The sequence below is a fragment of the Mycobacterium sp. E2989 genome, from assembly GCF_001667595.1.
Taxonomy (GTDB): Bacteria; Actinomycetota; Actinomycetes; order Mycobacteriales; family Mycobacteriaceae; genus Mycobacterium.
The window spans coordinates 1-11,880 of sequence record NZ_LZJX01000096.1; the positions used below are offsets into that span (position 1 = coordinate 1).

15 protein-coding genes are annotated in these 11,880 nt (G+C 69.5%); 6 read left to right on the forward strand and 9 right to left on the reverse strand.

All coding sequences use genetic code 11. The features are described 5' to 3' along the window. Nucleotides 1–230: 230 nt before the first annotated feature. A complete protein-coding gene (locus A5680_RS16750) occupies nucleotides 231–611 on the forward strand; it encodes an NYN domain-containing protein (protein WP_055402263.1) in 381 nt (126 codons plus the stop codon). Next, entirely contained in the window at nucleotides 608–1,564 is a 957-nt protein-coding gene (locus A5680_RS16755) for a nitronate monooxygenase family protein (RefSeq protein ID WP_067821269.1), read from the forward strand. The genes A5680_RS16750 and A5680_RS16755 overlap by 4 nt, the downstream gene beginning before the upstream one ends. Here the strand turns inward: A5680_RS16755 and A5680_RS16760 are convergent. Next, nucleotides 1,545–1,856 carry a DUF4333 domain-containing protein gene (locus A5680_RS16760; RefSeq protein ID WP_055402267.1) on the reverse strand — a complete coding sequence of 104 codons (312 nt, stop codon included), beginning with the start codon at nucleotides 1,854–1,856 and terminating at the stop codon, nucleotides 1,545–1,547. The two genes, A5680_RS16755 and A5680_RS16760, sit on opposite strands and share 20 nt — an antisense overlap. A gap of 114 nt (nucleotides 1,857–1,970) precedes the next feature. Next, nucleotides 1,971–2,465, reverse strand: coding sequence for a thiol peroxidase (gene tpx / locus A5680_RS16765; RefSeq protein ID WP_067821272.1), 495 nt, complete (start codon nucleotides 2,463–2,465; stop codon nucleotides 1,971–1,973). 110 nt (nucleotides 2,466–2,575) lie between these two features. On the opposite strand from tpx, the gene A5680_RS16770 reads away from it, so the two are divergent. Then, complete coding sequence (locus tag A5680_RS16770) at nucleotides 2,576–3,535, forward strand: GlxA family transcriptional regulator (protein WP_067821275.1); 960 nt, start codon at nucleotides 2,576–2,578, stop codon at nucleotides 3,533–3,535. A 17-nt stretch (nucleotides 3,536–3,552) separates the two neighbouring features. Continuing rightward, the gene (locus A5680_RS16775; protein WP_055402273.1) at nucleotides 3,553–4,290 is read left to right on the forward strand and encodes a DJ-1/PfpI family protein; all 738 of its coding nucleotides are present in this window, start codon (nucleotides 3,553–3,555) and stop codon (nucleotides 4,288–4,290) included. A gap of 10 nt (nucleotides 4,291–4,300) precedes the next feature. Here A5680_RS16775 and A5680_RS16780 read toward each other — a convergent pair whose 3' ends face one another. Next, on the reverse strand, nucleotides 4,301–4,777 hold the full coding sequence (locus tag A5680_RS16780; protein ID WP_055402275.1) for a nuclear transport factor 2 family protein: 477 nt from the start codon (nucleotides 4,775–4,777) through the stop codon (nucleotides 4,301–4,303). Between the two features lie 58 nt (nucleotides 4,778–4,835). On the opposite strand from A5680_RS16780, the gene A5680_RS16785 reads away from it, so the two are divergent. Next, the gene (locus tag A5680_RS16785; protein WP_067821279.1) at nucleotides 4,836–5,606 is read left to right on the forward strand and encodes an SDR family oxidoreductase; all 771 of its coding nucleotides are present in this window, start codon (nucleotides 4,836–4,838) and stop codon (nucleotides 5,604–5,606) included. On the opposite strand, the gene A5680_RS16790 is transcribed toward A5680_RS16785, so the two are convergent. From A5680_RS16790 to A5680_RS16805, 4 genes are all read right to left on the reverse strand, one after another. Further along, entirely contained in the window at nucleotides 5,591–6,343 is a 753-nt protein-coding gene (locus tag A5680_RS16790; RefSeq protein ID WP_231977642.1) for a YqjF family protein, read from the reverse strand. The genes A5680_RS16785 and A5680_RS16790 overlap by 16 nt on opposite strands. Continuing rightward, on the reverse strand, nucleotides 6,340–6,999 hold the full coding sequence (locus A5680_RS16795; protein WP_067821282.1) for a hypothetical protein: 660 nt from the start codon (nucleotides 6,997–6,999) through the stop codon (nucleotides 6,340–6,342). The genes A5680_RS16790 and A5680_RS16795 overlap by 4 nt, the downstream gene beginning before the upstream one ends. Nucleotides 7,000–7,045: 46 nt before the next feature. Continuing rightward, entirely contained in the window at nucleotides 7,046–8,278 is a 1,233-nt protein-coding gene (locus A5680_RS16800; protein ID WP_067821285.1) for a serine hydrolase domain-containing protein, read from the reverse strand. A 75-nt stretch (nucleotides 8,279–8,353) separates the two neighbouring features. Further along, nucleotides 8,354–9,421: a serine hydrolase gene (locus A5680_RS16805; RefSeq protein WP_156675145.1), complete on the reverse strand. Its 1,068-nt coding sequence runs from the start codon at nucleotides 9,419–9,421 to the stop codon at nucleotides 8,354–8,356. A 134-nt stretch (nucleotides 9,422–9,555) separates the two neighbouring features. Between A5680_RS16805 and A5680_RS16810 the strand changes: the two genes are divergently transcribed. Further along, the gene (locus A5680_RS16810; RefSeq protein ID WP_067821292.1) at nucleotides 9,556–10,026 is read left to right on the forward strand and encodes an SRPBCC family protein; all 471 of its coding nucleotides are present in this window, start codon (nucleotides 9,556–9,558) and stop codon (nucleotides 10,024–10,026) included. Between the two features lie 38 nt (nucleotides 10,027–10,064). Here A5680_RS16810 and A5680_RS16815 read toward each other — a convergent pair whose 3' ends face one another. Together A5680_RS16815 and A5680_RS16820 are read right to left on the reverse strand one after the other, a co-directional pair. After that, nucleotides 10,065–10,400, reverse strand: a complete 336-nt coding sequence (locus A5680_RS16815; protein ID WP_055402289.1) for a hypothetical protein — start codon at nucleotides 10,398–10,400, stop codon at nucleotides 10,065–10,067. Nucleotides 10,401–10,469: 69 nt separating this feature from the next. Then, nucleotides 10,470–11,633, reverse strand: coding sequence for an LLM class flavin-dependent oxidoreductase (locus A5680_RS16820; RefSeq protein WP_067821295.1), 1,164 nt, complete (start codon nucleotides 11,631–11,633; stop codon nucleotides 10,470–10,472). Between the last annotated feature and the right edge of the window lie 247 nt (nucleotides 11,634–11,880).

Here is an 11,880-nt window from a genome sequence, read left to right on the forward strand (position 1 = left end):
CCGGGGTGAGGGTGCGCGCCCGTTCGGACTCGGCGGCCTCGGCGCGCACCAGATCGCGCATTCCGCGGGCCAGCGAGACAATCCGGTCATCGGTGTCGGCTATCAACGTCATTCACCTGTCCCATCGACGGCAGCAGCGGAATCGGATATCGGTGACCGTACCAACCGCTCAGCGTCGAAAAGCACGAAATTCGCGGGTGGGCGTGCGCGCTCGCCTTACCGTAGGGATCGTGCGGTGGATTGTGGACGGCATGAACGTGATCGGAAGCCGCCCCGACGGTTGGTGGAAGGACCGCGGCCGCGCCATGGTCGCGCTGGCCGACCGCCTTGACCGATGGGCCGCCACCCACGGGGACCGCGTGACCGTCGTGTTCGAGCGGCCACCGTCGACCGCCATTCCCGCGTCGGTGATCGAGATCGCCTATGCACCCAGGGCGGCCGCGAACTCGGCCGACGACGAGATCGTCCGCCGCGTGCGGGCCGATCCCCGTCCGCAGGACATCCGGGTGGTCACCTCGGACAGGGCGCTGAGCGACCGCGTCACCGGCCTGGGCGCGTCGGTCCATCCCGCCGCCGGCTTCCGCGACCTCATCGACCCGAGGAAATCATGACCACCACCAACCGGGTCTGCGACCTGGCGCGCATCGACATCCCGATCATCGGGGCGCCGATGACCTACATCGCCGGTGCGCGGCTGGCCGCGGCCGTGTCCAACGCGGGCGGGCTGGGCATCATCGAGACGACGTCCGAGCAGGGCCGCGCGGATCTGCGGCGCGTGCGCGACCTCACCGACCGGCCGGTGGGCGCGAACATCGCGCTGATCATGAACCGCGACCCGGCCACCGTGGATCTGCTGGTGGACAACGACATTCGTTTCGTCACCACCTCCGCGGGCGATCCGGGACTGTTCACCGGCCGGCTGCACGATGCCGGCATCACCGTGTTCCACGTGGTGGGCACGCTCGCCGCGGCCCGCAAGGCCGTCGACGCCGGGGTCGACGGCCTCGTCGGCGAGGGCGTCGAGGGCGGCGGCTTCAAGAACCGATTCGGGGCGTCGACCATGGTGGTGCTGCCTCTGGTCGCCGCCCACGTCGACGTGCCGATCGTGGCCGCGGGTGGGATCTGCGACGCGCGGTCGATGGCGGCCGCCTTCGTCCTCGGCGCCGAGGGCGTGCAGATGGGCACGCGCCTGCTGGCCTCGGCGGATTCCCCGGTGCACGGCAACCTCAAGCGGGCGGTCGTGGCGGCCGACGAAACCGCCACCGTGCTGCTGCCCCTCGACGGCAAACGCATGATGCGCGTCATCCGGACGGCGGCCGCCGAGAGGCTCGACGCCGCAACGTCTTCCGGCGAGGGTGCCGCGGCGCTGCAACGCGTCCAGCGGCTCTACTTCAACGGGGACATGGACGCCAGCGTCGCCAACACCGGTCAGGTGGCCGGACGGATTTCGGATCTCCCCCCGGCCGCCGACATCATCGAGGCGATGTGGGCCGGGTGCCGCGAAGTGCTGACGGCCACCGCGGATCGCCTCGGACCGCCGGGGCCTAACTCGGCCGGCTCCTGACGTCGAAGACGACCTGCTCGCCCTCGACTTTGGTGATGCGCATGTGCGCGGTGTAGGGCTTGCCCTCCGGACCGGTGAAGTGGCAGTCGAACTCCTGGCCCACTTTGGCTTCGACGCCGGATGGACAGTTCACGTCGGCCGGGTGGAAGCCCGTTTGGCTCGAGACGACGTCGACGACCGATTGCGCCGCGCCCTCGGGCTTGACCGTCGACTTCGCGTGGCAACCCGCGACCTGCAGGGCCAGCACACTCACCAGCACGCCCGCGGCAACCCGAACCTTGCCGTCATCCATCGCAGGCACTCCTTTGCGGCCGACCACCCTGTGGATGGGTCAGGCTAACACGGGTGCACCGCGACGGGACAGCTCAGCGCGACGGACGCGGGCGGCTCGCAAACAAGCGAGGCGTCAGCCCGCCGCCGCCAGCGCCGCGTCGTAGTCGGGCTCCTGGGCGATCTCCGGGACCAGCTCGGTGTAGGTGACCTTGCCGTCGGCGCCGACCACCACGATGGCCCGGGCGAGCAGACCGGCCATCGGGCCGTCGGTGATGGTGACGCCGTAGTCCTCGCCGAAGCTGCTGCGGAAGGCCGACCCCGTCTTGACGTTGTCGATGCCCTCGGCACCGCAGAACCGGGCGAACGCGAACGGCAGGTCCTTCGACACGCACACCACCGTGGCGCCGCTGGCGGCGGCGCGCTCGTTGAAGGTCCGGACGCTGGTCGCGCACACCGGAGTGTCGACCGAGGGGAAGATGTTGAGCACCAAGGCTTTACCACCGAGCTGGTTACTGTCGACCGGCCCCAGGTCGCCGCCAGTAAGGCTGAAGGCCGGCGCCGGAGACCCGACGCTGGGCAGCTCGCCGACGGTGTTGATCGGGTTTCCACGCAACGTTATCTGTGCCATGCGGACAGTGTGCCAAGCCCGCTGCGGCCGGCCCGGGGCAGGTCCCATGTCCTAATTGGTGGGATGCACGGCGTAGACGACATGCCGGTCGGTGCCCAACACTTGAGTCCATGGCTCGCAGGGTCGTGATCGCCGGGTTCCCCGGTGTGCAGGCGCTAGACGTGGTGGGACCGCACGACGTCTTCACCGGCGCGGCGCTGCTCACCGGGGGTGGCTACGACGTCGCTGTGGCGTCCGTCGACGGTCGGGCGATCACCACCCCGACCGGTCTGGGCTTCGTCGCCGCGCCGCTGCCGGACCCGGGCGACCCCACCGCACCGATCGACACCGTCGTGCTGCCCGGCGGCGCCGGTGTCGACGCCGCCCGATCGGACGCCGAGCTGATCGGCTGGATCAAGGCCGCCGCCGCAACCGCCCGCCGCGTGGTGACGGTCTGCACCGGCGCGTTCCTGGCGGCCGAGGCGGGCCTGCTGGACGGGCAGCGGGTGACCACGCACTGGGCCTTCGCCGGGAAGTTGGCCCGCGAGTTTCCCGGAATCGACGTCGACGTGGACCCGATCTTCGTCCGCAGCTCGGACTCGGTGTGGACGGCCGCGGGTGTCACCGCGGGCATCGACTTGGCGCTCTCGCTGGTCGAGGACGACCACGGCACGGAGGTCGCGCAGACGGTCGCTCGCTGGCTGGTGCTGTATCTGCGCCGCCCCGGCGGGCAGACGCAGTTCGCGGCGCCGGTGTGGATGCCGCGCGCCAAGCGCAACTCGATCCGCGCGGTGCAGGAGGCGATCGAGGCGGAGCCGGGCGGCGAGCACAGCATCGACGAGCTGGCGCGCCGCGCCGCGATGAGCCCGCGGCACTTCACCCGCGTCTTCACCGCCGAGGTCGGCGAGGCGCCCGGCCAGTACGTCGAACGGATCCGGACCGAAGCCGCGCGCCGCCAGTTGGAGGAGACCGATGACACCGTCGTCGCGATCGCTACCCGATGCGGCTTCGGCACCGCGGAAACCATGCGGCGCAACTTCGTTCGACGGGTCGGCATCCCGCCCGACCAATACCGCAAGGCGTTCGCCTGAAAAGGAAGGATCACACCATGACCCAGATCGCGATCGTGGCCTATCCGGGATTCACCGCGCTCGACATGATCGGCCCGTACGAGGTCCTGCGCAACCTGCCCGACACCGAGGTTCGGTTCGTCTGGCACCAGGCGGGGCCGATCACCGCCGACTCCGGCGTGCTGGTGATCGGGGCGACCCATTCGCTGGCCGAAACCCCTTCGCCCGACGTGATTCTCGTGCCGGGCGGCCCGTCCACCCCGGTGCATGCCCGTGATGACGCGCTGCTGGACTGGCTGCGGCAGGCGCATCGCACCGCCCGGTGGACGACGTCGGTGTGCTCCGGGTCGGTGATCCTGGCGGCGGCCGGCCTGCTGGCCGGGCGGCGCGCCACGTCGCACTGGCTGACCATTCCGGCGCTCAAGGCGTTCGGCGCCGTCCCGGTGGGCGACGAGCGAATCGTGCACCAGGACAACGTCGTAACCTGCGCGGGGGTGTCGGCGGGCCTCGACCTCGCGCTGTGGCTGGCCGGCGAGATGGGCGGGGAAGGCCGCGCCAAGGCGATCCAGCTGGCGATCGAATACGACCCCCAGCCGCCGTTTGACTCCGGCCACCTGTCGAAGGCGTCGGCGACCACCAAGGCCGCGGCCACCGCGCTGCTGTCCAGGGACAGCATGAAGCCGGCCAACATGAAGGCCGCCACGATGCTGGCGTGGGAGCAGGCGCTGGCGGCCGTGCGGTCGCGGCGACGCGGACGCCAGCCGGCGTCCGTCTAGTCCCGGGGGCTCAGGCGCCCGGCTGCAGGATCTCGTCGGACTCCAACCGACCGCCGGCCTGCAGCCAGGCGGCCACCACACCCGGCGCGTCGCGGTTGGGGTTGTAGATGTCCTCCTCGCTGGAGAACAAGCCGTCGCCGGCGTAGACCAGCCGGGTCCAGTTCGGGAACCAGAACGGCTCGCCGTTCGGATCCGTCGGGTGGTCGAGCAGATTCTTGATCATCACGACGACGGCGTCGTTGTCCTCGTCGTAGGCGGTCCAGTCGGACGGAAATCGCATGTGCGGGAACGGCGCCATCACGGCGACGATCCAGTCCCGCACGGCCTCGCGGCCGTGGAACACTCCGTAGTGATGTTCGGTGTAGACCACATCCTCGGTGAACAGATCGGCGAACGGCCGCCAATCGCCCGATGCGCTGCAGCCCTCCACGACCCGCGTGTAGTTCTCGACGGCTTGCTCGATTTCTGCCCTGGTGTATTTGCCCATGGCGGACACACTAGAACGTGTTCCGGTTGACGGAGGCTCGTCTGAAAAGGGATATCGCATGAACGTCTTGGAATTGTTCGATCTGCGCGGCAAGCGGGCGCTGGTAACTGGCGCATCCAGCGGCATCGGCAAGGTGGTCGCGCGGGCCTACCTGCAGGCGGGCGCCGACGTGGCCATTGCGGCGCGGCGCACCGACGACTTGGAACGGGTGGCCCGCGAGATCGCGCCGGACGGCGCGGGTCGGGTGGTGCCGATCGGCTGCGACGTGACCCAGCCCGACCAGGTGACCGCGATGCTGGACCGGGTGACCGCGGAGTTGGGCGGCATCGACATCGCGGTCTGCAACGCCGGCATCATCACCGTGAACGGGATGCTGGACATGCCGCTGGAAGAGTTCGAGCGGATCCAAAAGACCAACGTCACAGGCGTTTTCCTGACCGCGCAAGCGGCGGCCAGGGCGATGGTCCGGCAGGGGCAGGGCGGCGCCATCATCACCACCGCCTCGATGTCGGGCCACATCATCAACATCCCGCAGCAAGTGGGCCACTACTGCGCGTCGAAAGCGGCGGTGATCCACCTGACGAGGGCCATGGCCGTGGAGTTCGCGCCGCACAACATCAGGGTCAACAGCGTCAGCCCGGGTTACATTCGCACCGAACTGGTGGAGCCGCTCACCGAATACCACCGCCTGTGGGAGCCGAAGGTACCGCTCGGGCGGATGGGCCGGCCCGAGGAGCTCGCCGGTCTCTACCTCTACCTGGCCAGCGCGGCCTCCAGCTACATGACCGGTTCGGACGTCGTGATCGACGGCGGCTACGCCTGCCCGTAGCGCACGACGCTGGGGCGGCCGAACCGCGTTCGCACGCCGGGCGAGAAAAGCGCCCGCAACCGCTGGCCGGCGGGCCGCACCATGCTGGCGGCCACCAGCTCGTCGTCCAGCTCGACGATGTCGGCCGCGTGCAACGGCCACGTCGCGTGCTCGTTCGGTATCCACCAGGTCCGGCCGGCCTTGCGGGTGTGCGCGCCCCATCGGGCGGTGAGCCACACCTCCAGCGGTGTCGGTTCCACCCGGGCGCCGACGGCGACCTCGATCCGGCTGCGCAGGCCGCGGTGGGGCCAGCGGCGCACGCTGCGGTAGGTGACGCGGTCGCCGTACCGGTTGGTCCGCATCCGCGCCCAGGTGTACGGCACGCCCAGGGCGCCCCGGATCACCGGCACGACGGCCAGCCGGGCCGTTTCCAGCGACCGGAACAACACGCCGTGGCGGCCGGAGTCGTCGACCGAATACAGCCGCACGTTGGTCTCCGGAAAGCTACCGAAGTACGGAAGTCGCAGCGCCGAGCCGACTTTCGTGTGGCCCATCGCAAACGGGATCAGCCCGACATAGGTCATGCCGTCGAACACGTCGGGGCGGGTGCCGGGTGGGTACAGCGGGTCGACGGTGTCGGGCCGCACCGGCCAGTGGATGAAGGTGAGGTCGCGCCAGTACTGGTCGAAGGTCACCGGGCCGCGCAGGGGTGGTGGAGTGATCTGAAACCCGGCGAGGCCGTCGCCCGCCGCGCTCAACCCTCCAGCTCCCCGGAGATCCCCCGTTCGATCGCCGCTTGCATCGTTGCCGGCAAGACCACGAGGCCCTCGAGTTCCTGACGCGCCAAGTCATAGGCGTGCCGGCGCTCCTGCGGCGCGGCGGCCGGGTCCGACGCGACCCGCAACAGGCTCTGGGCCCGCGCGATTCGCTGCTGATCGGCGTGGGAGAAGTCGCTGCGGCGCTTGCGCGTCGCCTCGGTCTCGGCGGCGTTGAAGGCGGTCACGTAATCCTCGACGGCGGACAGGTATTGCGCGGCGGCTTCCCTGTCGTCGAGCAGGTCCTCGGCCTTGACCGGGCGCAGCAGGTCGGCCCGGAGCTTGGCCTTGTGGAAGGCGACCGTCAGCGGGTCGCGCATGTCGGTCATGAGCGGAAAGTCGAGGAGCTTGGCGACGTCGAGTTCGTACTCGAGCCAGCGCGCGTCGGTGCGGCGGTGCTCCTCGAGGATCCGGCGCAGCGACCGCCACTGGGCGACGTGATTGTCGCCGGTGTCCGGTCGGGGTTCCGCGCGGTCGGTCTCCGGCGGTCGCTCCGCCCGTCGCCGGTTGGCGCCGAACGCGCGCACCGCGGCGACGGTCGCGCCCACCAGGGGCAGGACGACGATCAACAGCTCCGCCAACCGGATGAGCAAACCCACACGGCCAGGATGCCACCAGCGCAGGCCGTCGAGCGTCGGCGCGCGGTCATGTCTGCGGTCGCACCCCGAGCACATCGCGGAACACCGCCTGCCGCACCGCGAGTTCGCGCGGGTCGCTCCACAGGTGAAACCCGAGCCGGTTCATGACGTAGGCGAACCCGACGCCGGTGTCGGGGTCGGCACAGCCGAACGATCCGCCGAAGCCGGGTGTTCCGAAGGCGGCGCCCGAGGAGCCGAATGCGAAGTGCGGCACGGGCTTACAGAGGCCGAGCGAATACGCCACGTCCACGTTCATCACCTTGTCGCGAACGCCGCGGCTCGGTGAGGGCGCCGGCGCCGCCAGCGCGCCGACCGTCTCGGCGGTGAGGCCGAGCTCCGCTCCCCCGGTGGCCGCGCTGCCGTACATGCGCGCCACCGACCGGGCCGTGCCGATGCCGTTGGCCGACGGGATCTCCACGGCCCGCACGTCGTCGCGGTTGTAGTCGCCGTTGAACGCGTTGACGCCGCGCGGGACGGCGACGGCGCGCGCCGTCAGGCCGACCGGGTTGAGCGAGGCGCCCACGAATCCCGGCGGCATCACATTCAGGTGCAGTAGCGTTTCCGCGCGCACCCAGTTGTGGACGTGCGCGACCCGCTGCCGGTCCACCGAATCCGGCAGCCCGATGTGCAGGTCGAGCCCCAGCGGCCGGACGATCTCGTCGGCCATGAAGCGGCCCAGCGTGCGGCCGGCCGGGTCGGTCCGCCGGATCAGTTCCGATTCGTACCAGCCGAGCGTGATCGCGTGGTAACCGTGCCGGGCGCCCGGTGGCCACGCCGGCGCTTGGGCCGCCAGGATCGGCGACAGCTTCTCGGGGTCGGCGACGTCGGCCAGCGTCGGCTTCGGTTTGAGCGCGCACAGCCCGGCCTGGTGCCCCAGGAGCTGGCGGACGGTGACCTCACCCTTGCCCGCCTGCGCGAATTCCGGCCAGTAGTCGGCCACCCTGGCGTCGTAGGAGAGCAGTCCGCGGGACACGGCGACGGCGACGACCAGGGCGGCGACCCCTTTGGTCGTGGAGAACATGTTGACCATCGTGTCGGGCCGCCACGGTTGCTTGGCCACGCCGTTGCGGTAGCCGCCCCACAGGTCGACGACCTTGACACCGTCGCGGTAGACCGCCAGGGCCGCACCCACTTCCGCGCCGTCGCGGAAATTGGCGCGAAAGGCGTCCGCGACCTTCCCGTACCCGGCGTCCACATCGCCGCCGATCAGGTCGGCCGCCACCGCAACCTTGAGCACCATCGTCGCCTCCGAATGGAGACTAAGCCAGGCGCGGCGACGCGCAACGCTTTTCGGGCCGTCCCGCAGTGGCGCCTGCTACGCCCAGAGCTTTTGCAACGCGTCGGCGAGGGCCTCCGGGTCTTGCTTGTCGGTGTTGCAGCTGACGGCCACCGAGGTGGACCGGTCCTTGCTGACCCGGAATGCGGTGACGAAGCCGCCCCAATCACCGTCGTGGTCCAGCGTGCCGTCGGCCAGCAGGTAGATTCCCGCCCCGTAGCGGTCACCGCCGCCCTTTTGGGTCGGTACCGCTCCAGCAAGTTGGGCGTTCAGCAGCGCGGGTCCACCGACTCGGCCGGTCCGATAATTGTCCGCCCAGACCACGAGTTGGCTCGGAGTTGTCTGAATTCCGCCGTCGCCGACCTGCTCCCAGCCGGACGCGATCGCCTCGCCGCCCTTCTCGTAGCCGACGGCCTTGCCCCGAATCGGCCCGGTCGGATCGACGACCATGCTCAGGCCCAGGGGCCGGAAAAATTTTTCGGTGAGGACTTGCGACAGCGGTTGCCGCGCTACCCGGTGGACGATCTCGCCGAGCAGCAGGTAGTTGGAGTTGGAGTATTCGAATCGCGAGCCCGGGTCGAATTCCAGTGCGGTCACAGCGGCGAGTGCCTGCAGCGCCTGCTCCTCGGTGGTTCGGTCGCCGGCCTGGAACCCCTGCGCCTCCAGCAGCCCGACGTAATCGGGGATCCCGCTGGTCTGGTGCATCAACTGTCCGAGGCTGACCGACCGCGCCCACGCCGGCAACTCCGGCGCGTGCCGCGAGAGTGGATCATCGAGCGCCAGGCTGCCGGCGTCCACCAGCAGCAGGACGGCGCCCGCGGTGAATTGCTTTGACACCGAGGCGATGTCGAACACGGTGTCCGGGGTGATGGCCGCCTCCGTCGACGTGTCCGCAACACCGCGCACACCCGTCCAGACGACCTTTCCCCGAATGCCCACGGCTGCCGAGCATCCCGGCGCGCTTGCGCCGACAGCGTCGTCGAGCACGCGTTGACTTCTGACCTTGGCGGCGGTGCGATCCGTGGTGGGGCTTGCGCCGGTGGCACCGTGGCCGCCGCAGCCGCTGAGCGACAACAGGACGGCAAATAGCGAGATCGGCCGTCGCATGCGCTGATTGTAGGCATTCCCCGCGGTCCAGTCGGCGCTTCGGGTGAACCCCCGCCGGGTGGGTTGGGCGGTGAGCTGTAGCCTACGCGCGAGCGGCATGCAGGGTCGCCGATGAATTTTCCGGGGAGTTGGTCATGTCAGGAAGAACGTTCTCATTCGAGGTCAACCGCACCAGCACGGCGCCCGCCGCGACGCTGTTCCGGCTCGTGACCGACGGCGCCAACTGGTCGAAGTGGGCCAAACCCATCGTCATTCACTCGAGTTGGGCGCGGCAGGGCGATCCGGCGCCCGGCGGGATCGGGGCGGTTCGCAAGCTGGGCATGTGGCCGGTGCTCGTGCAGGAGGAAACCGTCGAGTACGAACAGGACCGCCGGCACGTGTACAAACTCATCGCGCCGTCGAATCCCGTGAAGGACTACGTCAGTGAGGTGGTCCTCACGCCGAACCCCGCGGGCGGCACCGACCTGCACTGGACCGGCTCGTTCACCGAGGGAGTGCGCGGGACCGGTCCGCTGATGCGAGCCGCCATGGGCGGTGCGGTGCGGTTCTTCGCCGACCGGTTGGTCAAGACGGCCGAGCGCGAATCGAGCCGGGCAGGCGCATGATGGCCGCACCGCGCGGCCGCCACGGCCGCCGGCAGGGTCTAGGGGTTGTTGGCCTGCTGCTCGGTTAGCTGCGCCTGCTGCATGCTCTGCTCGAACTGCTGCTGGGCCTGTTCGTTCTGTTGTTCGGCCTGCTGCATCGACTGTTGCAGCTGTTGCTGATTGAGTTGCTGCTGCAGCTGGGCCTGGTCGTCGTCGTCATCGGCGGCAAAGCCGTTGCCGCCGAGAAGGTTTGGCGGTGTCTGGGGCGACACCGCCACGTCCGTCGGGCGCACTGATTCGTGCCCCGCGCCGAACAAGGCGAGAGTTCCGACGATGGCGGCGCCCGCGAAAGCGAGTTGCACCATTCGGAGCCGGTGGTCAGCGGTGCTGGTCATCCCTCAGTTGTGCGCCGAGAATCTAGCTAACAGCTGGGAAGCGGCTATCGCTCGACTATGAAGCGGTCGCTACTTGGACTCGACCTCGTCCTGATATTTCTTGGTCATGTGCGCGACGGCGTCCAACTGCGATTGCGCCAGGCTGTCCCGGGCCTGCCCCGCACGCGCGGCGGCATCCAGGGTTGGCTGCGCCTGGCCCTGGAAATGCGGCATCACCTCGGCGGCAAACAATTCGGCCGACCGCCGGGTGGCGGCCGGGTTGGCCCACTCGTGGCCCATCTGCAGCATGCAGCCGAACCCGCCGGATTGATCCCACAGCCGCTGCACCTGCTCCCGCGCGCGTTCGGGCGTGCCGATCACACCGGCCCCGTTTTCGTTGATGACGTCGATCATCTCGTCGAGCTGCTCGCCCGGCATCGTCATCTGCGGGAAGGCGGCCACCTTCTGGAAGTACCGGAACCACGGCTCGATGCCGAACTTCACCTCTTCGCGGGCCTGCTTGTCGGTTTCGGCGAGGTGGAACAAACCCACCAGGCTCCAGTTGGAACGGTCGACCCGGGTGCCGAAGGCCGCCGCGCGCTCCTCGACGATGCCCCAGTGGTACGAGAGGGCGTTGAAGCCCTCGACGGTCAGCGTCGCGCCGATGGACAGCAGGCCGATGCCGTGCTTGCCGGCGAGCCGCGCGCCGGTCGGCGACGCGACCGCGGCGACCGACAGCGGGATCCCGCCATCCGAGTAGGGCGCCAGCTGCAACTCGGCGTCGAACAGCTGGTGCGTGGCCGTCTTCGCGCTCACCGTCTCCCCGGCCAGTAGCCGCACGACGATGTCGAGATTCGTTTCCAGCAGCTCGCGCGTGTCCGTGGGGGTGAGTCCGATCATGGCGGAGTCGCTGGGAAGCGAACCCGGCCCCACGCCACCGATGATGCGGCCGTGGGTGAGGTGATCCAGCAGCATCAGCCGGTCGGCCACCCAGAGCGGGTTGTGGTACGAGAGCGAAATGACCCCGGTGCCAAAGCGAATCCGCTTGGCGCGTTCGGCCGCGGCGGCGATGAACACCTCGGGCGAACTGATGATCTCGCTGCCGGCCGAATGGTGCTCGCCCATCCAAACCTCGTCGAAACCGAGGGCGTCGAGGTGCTCGATGAAAGCGAGGTCGCGCTGCAATGCGAGCGTCGGATTGGTGCCGGCCCGGTGGAACGGCGCGATGAAGTATCCAAACCGGAGCTTCGACATCGAGTTTCCCCTTGCATCGGAGTTGGCCAGAACCATAACCCGAATGCGGTGCCCGGCCTAGGCCGTCACGTAAGAACGCTCGATGGGTAAGAGGCTTTCAGCCGGCGGGGCCAGGTGCTCCCGGCCCCGCCGACTTGGGCAGCAAGCCTTGGTTTGTGGTGGTGCGCTATCGCGGGATGTCAGTAGCCGCCGCACACGTTGCCGACGCACCCGCCGCCACCGCCCGGGCCGCCGCCGCCACCCCCGA